Genomic DNA, 4,846 nt, shown 5'->3' with positions numbered 1-4,846 from the left:
GGAAGATGCCACAGCGCCAAACCAGGATATCCCAGCGCATTGGCAGCTGGCCTGCGAGCTGTGCGCCGAGGCCTACCGCCAGCAGCAGCGTATTTTTATCCTGACGGCCACCGAGCAGGATGCGCTTACCCTGGATGAGTGGCTGTGGCAATTTGAGCCCGAGCGCTTTATTCCACACAACCTGCCGGGTGAAGGCCCGGCCCGTGGCGCACCGGTTGAGATCAGCTGGCAGCCGCCGCGCCAGCAACGGCAGGTGCTGATTAATTTAAGCCGCGAGGTACCGGATTTTGCCCGGCGCTTCGCGCAGATTATTGAATTTGTTCCGGCCGACGAGCAACTTAAAGCCGAAGCCAGAACCCGCTATAAACACTATCGTCAGCTTGGCATCACTCCAGAAATGATGTCCACCAGCTGATTTGCAGGTAACCCGATGGAAAAAACCTTTAACCCGAGTCAAATTGAGCAGGCCATGTACCAGGCCTGGGAAAGCAAAGGCTACTTTAAAGCTGGCAGCGACAACAGCCAGGACAACTACTGCATCATGATCCCGCCGCCGAATGTCACCGGCAGTCTGCATATGGGCCATGCCTTCCAGCACACCATTATGGATGCCTTAATCCGTTATCAGCGCATGCAGGGCAAAAACACCCTGTGGCAGGCAGGTACCGATCATGCCGGCATTGCCACTCAGATGGTGGTAGAGCGCAAACTGGCAGCCGAAGGCCAGCCCGATCGTCATGCGCTGGGCCGTGATGCTTTTATTGAAAAAATTTGGCAGTGGAAAGCCGAATCCGGTGGCACCATCAGCGATCAGATGCGCCGGCTGGGCAACTCAGTCGACTGGCAGCGCGAGCGTTTTACCATGGACGAAGGTCTGTCCAATGCGGTGCAGGAAGTCTTTGTCCGGCTGTATCAGGACGATCTGATTTACCGTGGCAAGCGGCTGGTGAACTGGGATCCTAAGCTGCACACCGCCATCTCCGATCTGGAAGTGGAAAACAAAGATCAAAACGGCCATTTCTGGCATTTGCGCTACCCGCTGGCCGATGGCGCTGTCACTGCCGATGGTAAAAATTATCTGGTGGTCGCCACCACGCGGCCGGAAACCATGTTGGGTGATACCGCCGTGGCGGTCAATGCCGAAGATCCACGCTACCAGGCGCTGATTGGCAAAGAAGTCCTGCTGCCGCTGGTCAATCGTCGCCTTCCGATCATTGCCGACGACCACGCCGATATGGAAAAAGGCAGTGGCTGCGTCAAAATCACCCCAGCGCACGATTTTAATGACTACGAAGTCGGTAAGCGCCATCAGCTGCCGATGATCAATGTGCTAAGCACCGAGGCCACCATTCTACCTGTCGGTGAATGCTTCCACAGCAATGGCGAAGCCAACAGTGACCTTAGCGCAGCCATCCCGGCCGAGTTCCAGGGGCTGGATCGCTTTGTTGCCCGTAAAGCCATAGTCGCCGCCTTTGACGCCGCCGGTTTGCTGGATAAAGTCGAAGCCATTACCAATACCCTGCCCTATGGCGATCGCAGCGGGGTGGTGATTGAGCCGCTGCTGACCGACCAGTGGTATGTCCGTACGGCGCCTTTGGCCAAAACCGCCATCGAAGCGGTGGAAAACGGCGACATTCAGTTTGTACCCAAGCAGTACGAAAACATGTACTACAGCTGGATGCGCGATATTCAGGACTGGTGTATTTCCCGTCAGCTGTGGTGGGGCCATCGCATTCCGGCCTGGTACGACGATAACGGCAACGTCTATGTTGGCCGCAACGAACAGGAAGTGCGCAGCAAGCATAGCCTGGCTGACAGCATTGCCTTGCGTCAGGACGACGACGTGCTGGATACCTGGTTCAGCTCGGCGCTCTGGACCTTCTCTACCCTTGGCTGGCCGGAGCAAACACCCGAGCTGGCACGTTTTCACCCAACCGATGTGTTGGTCACCGGCTTTGACATCATCTTCTTCTGGGTGGCCCGGATGATTATGATGACGATGCACCTGATCAAAGACAGCGATGGCAAGCCGCAGGTGCCCTTTAAAACCGTGTATGTCACTGGCCTTATTCGTGATGAAAACGGCGATAAGATGTCCAAATCCAAAGGCAATGTCATCGATCCACTGGATCTGATCGACGGTATTGACCTGGAAGCCCTGCTGGCCAAACGCACCAGCAATCTGATGCAGCCCAAATTAGCCGAGAAAATCGCCAAACAAACCCAAACACAGTTCCCGGAAGGGATCAGTGCAAGTGGCACCGATGCACTGCGCTTCACCCTGGCGGCTTTGGCCTCAACCGGCCGGGACATCAACTGGGATATGAAGCGACTGGAAGGCTACCGCAATTTCTGCAACAAGCTGTGGAATGCCAGCCGCTATGTGCTGATGAACACCGAGGGCCAGGATTGTGGCCAGCAAGGCGGCGCTATGACGCTGTCGCTGGCGGATGAATGGATCCTGACCCAGTACCAGCATACGGTCAAAGCCGTGCGTCAGGCGATGGACAATTACCGCTTTGATTTGGCTGCCCACACCCTGTACGAATTCACCTGGAACCAGTTCTGTGACTGGTACCTGGAGCTGACCAAGCCGGTGTTGCAGCAAGGCGACGAGGCCGCTCAGCGCGGTACCCGCCGTACTCTGGTCACCGTGCTGGAAAGCCTGCTGCGCTTAATGCATCCCATTATGCCTTTTATGACCGAAACCATCTGGCAGCAAGTCGCGCCACTGGCTGGCGTAGAGGGCGACAGCATTATGCTGCAGCCCTATCCTGAGTATCAGGCCGAGGAAGTCAACGACACGGCGCTGCAGGATCTGGAGTGGTTAAAGCAAGTGATCCTGGCGGTACGTACCATCCGCGGTGAGATGAATATCTCCCCCGGTAAGCCGCTGTCGATTTTGTTGCGTCAGCTTAGCAGCGACGAATTGCGCCGGCTGGAGCAAAACCGCAACTTCCTGCAAGTGATGGCCAAGCTTGACGGCATTACCGTGCTCAGCAGCACCGACACCGCCCCGGCCTGCGCCGCCCAGCAAGTCGGTGCTATGGATGTGCTGATCCCGATGGCCGGCTTGATTGACAAAGACGCCGAGCTGGCGCGTCTTGGCAAACTGCTGGAAAAAGCCAAACAGGAACTGGCCCGGGTGGATGGCAAGCTTGGCAATGAGAAGTTTGTCAGTAATGCACCGGAAGCAGTGCTGGAAAAAGAAAAAGCCAAACAGGCCGAGCTGAAGCTCAGCCTTGGCAAGCTTGAAGCTCAGATTGAGGAAATCGCTGCGCTGTAAAGTGCTCGATACCCGCTGACCATAATGGGAGCTTCGGCTCCCATTTTTTTGCCTGCAATTGTCATCGCAATGTCATAGACTGGCGCTAGCATCCATGGTTTTTCAGCGCAGCTCAGACTGCGTCTCTTAAGTTAAAAAAAACAGGTAGCTTTATGACCAAGGCATCCAAACAACCCTTATTTGATTTATCAGGCGCAGAGCCGCAAGCCAACTTCTCAGCCAACCCGGAGTTTTCTGAGGTGCTGGATAAGCGCCTGAACCGGCGCCGTTTTTTGCAAGGCAGTGTGGCGCTGGCCGTGTCCGGCTTTTTGGGGCAAGGCTTGCTCGGCTGCAGCAACCAAAGTTCAACGGCGGCCCTGTTGCAGCAACCGGCCGGTTTGCTGGGTTTTGATGCCATCCCGATCAATCGCTTTGATACCGTCACCGTACCAGCAGGTTACCGCACGCAGGTATTTTTGCCCTGGGGATCGCCGCTCACTGCCGATGCGCCAGCCTACCGGGCCGATGCCAGCCACAGCGCAGCCGATCAGGCCAAACAAATGGGCATGCACCATGATGGCATGCACTTTTTCCCAATCGATCTAAAACAAAGTGGCCAAAGTTCAGACGAAGGTCTGCTGGTGATGAACCATGAGTACGTCGATCCCAATATTTTGCATACCTTTGGTGGCAAAGGGATCCCACGCGATCACGAAGAAGTACACAAAGAGCTGGCTGCGCACGGGGTCTCCGTGGCCCATATCAAAAAGCAAGCCGATGGCACCTGGCAGTTGCTGCAAGATAGCGCGCTGAACCGTCGCATTACCGGCAATACGCCGATGGAATTGACCGGCCCGGTCCGTGGCCACGCCAAGGTGGTCACCAAGTACAGCCCGGATGGCACACGCACCCGTGGCACCCTGAACAACTGCGCTCATGGCGTTACTCCCTGGGGCACCTACCTGACCTGCGAAGAAAACTGGGCATTGCTGTTTGTCAATCATCAGCAACCGATGCCGCGCGAGCACCGCCGGTACAGCATTGCCGATGAGCACAGCATTTTGCACTGGGAAACCGCCGGGCGCAGCGATGATGCCATCAGCCGCTTTAACGCCACCCCCTTTGCCGATAAAGCCAGCGAGGATTACCGCAACGAGCCGAACAACTTTGGCTGGATTGTCGAAATCGACCCGTTCAACCCAGACAGCACACCGGTGAAACACACCGCCATGGGCCGCTTTGCTCATGAAGGGTTGATTTTCGCCAAGCCTGAAAGCGGCAAACCGCTGGTGGCCTATTCGGGCGATGATGCCCGCTTTGAATACATTTACAAGTTTGTTTCGGCCAGGCCATATGATCCAGCCTCCGCAGGCCCGCACTTGCTGGATGAAGGCACTTTGTACGTGGCCCGCTATAACGAAGACGGCAGTGGTGACTGGTTGCCACTTGATATTGGGGATGCAGACTTTCAGGCCAAAGCCAAGGCTGCCGGTCATGTCTTTGACAGCCAGGCCGATGTACTGCTGAACACCCGTCTGGCCGCCGATATCATGGGCGCTACCAAGATGGACCGTCCGGAAT

Annotated in this window: 3 protein-coding genes; all 3 read left to right on the top strand. The window is 56.2% G+C overall.

Going from position 1 to position 4,846, the window contains the following annotated elements; all coding sequences use genetic code 11:
* Positions 1-28: 28 nt before the first annotated feature.
* Positions 29-415, top strand: coding sequence for a DNA polymerase III subunit chi (locus JJU14_RS16015; RefSeq protein WP_228614725.1), 387 nt, complete (start codon positions 29-31; stop codon positions 413-415).
* Positions 416-430: 15 nt separating this feature from the next.
* Positions 431-3,286 (top strand): valine--tRNA ligase, encoded by a 2,856-nt coding sequence (locus JJU14_RS16010; RefSeq protein WP_228614724.1) that lies wholly within the window; start codon positions 431-433, stop codon positions 3,284-3,286.
* Positions 3,287-3,438: 152 nt separating this feature from the next.
* The coding region (locus tag JJU14_RS16005; RefSeq protein ID WP_228614723.1) for an alkaline phosphatase PhoX at positions 3,439-4,846 on the top strand (1,408 nt) is incomplete at its 3' end.

It is taken from the genome of Alkalimonas sp., from assembly GCF_020831925.1.
Taxonomy (GTDB): Bacteria; Pseudomonadota; Gammaproteobacteria; order Enterobacterales; family Alteromonadaceae; genus Alkalimonas.
The sequence above is the reverse complement of the archived record's forward strand: the minus strand, read 5'-3'. Positions and strand labels throughout refer to the sequence as shown.

Excerpts from the sequence above, each read along its gene's own strand:
- JJU14_RS16010 (WP_228614724.1), top strand. The coding sequence starts at position 431 with ATGGAAAAAACCTTTAACCCGAGTCAAATTGAGCAGGCCATGTACCAG.